Below are 936 nucleotides of genomic sequence, written 5' to 3'. Positions count from 1 at the left end.
AACATCAAAGCCTACTCTAAAAGGATGAGTGGGCATACAAGCAAGCAAATTTTTAATCACACGCAATTCTTGGTCTAAGGACGGGTCACTATGTTCAAGGCTTTCGAGTGTAATACCAGAGCCCTCCAATACTCGCTTAGTGGATAGGCCTTTAGATAAGGCATATTCAAGCAAGATTGTCACCTGACCGCTTCCCCAACCTGGAAAACGAGCATTAGTATTCATTGTATTTATTCTTTTGTTAAACCGTAATACGACTTTTCCTATTATGCAGCAGTTAAGTTCTATTTAATCTCTATTAGGCACTCAAAAACTGAGAGTTTATTCACATTTCAATCTAACTGTCTCATTTGGTAAACGATTTGTCTTATTAAAGGATGTAGCATGTGTTCATCAATACATACTATTTATTAACAAAAGAGGTATGAAATTGATAAGGAGTATCGAACTTACAAACGATCGTACTAACACATATCTAGTTAAGATAATAAAAATAAGGATAAAAATAATGAAGTTAATTAAAACAATTCTAACAGCAAGTATTGCCGCAAGTGTGCTTGTCCCGGCTGCACAAGCTAATAATGATGGATATATCCCCGCACTTAGTTTTGTTGCAGGACTGTTGAACCAAGGTATCTTTCCGACCTCTGATGCCTACACAACAAATGATGACATCATTGTGGAGGCAAATGATGGTGTTGACTTGGCCGCCAATGTCTTTGTTCCTAATGACCTGTCAGAACCAGCACCAGCCATCATTTTTGTAAATAGCTGGGCTCTGAATGAATATGAGTATTTAACACAAGCAGGAGAGTTAGCAGAAAAGGGCTACATCGTTTTTAGTTATAGCACTCGAGGTTTCGGCACATCAGAAGGCATGATTAATACGGCTGGCCCAAAGGACATCGATGATTTTAGCCGTGTGATAGATTACCT

2 protein-coding genes are annotated in these 936 nt (G+C 38.4%); one reads left to right on the top strand and one right to left on the bottom strand.

The features are described 5' to 3' along the window. Positions 1-225 (bottom strand): hypothetical protein (locus tag A3766_RS22040; RefSeq protein WP_197479680.1); only part of this gene is annotated, 225 nt, incomplete at its 3' end. Positions 226-508: 283 nt separating this feature from the next. Between A3766_RS22040 and A3766_RS22035 the strand changes: the two genes are divergently transcribed. Continuing rightward, positions 509-936: alpha/beta hydrolase (locus A3766_RS22035; RefSeq protein ID WP_231882960.1), on the top strand; the 428-nt coding region annotated here is incomplete at its 3' end.

This window comes from Oleiphilus sp. HI0132, assembly GCF_001635845.1.
Note: the sequence above shows the minus strand (reverse complement) of the source record. Positions and strands in the feature narration are given on the sequence as shown.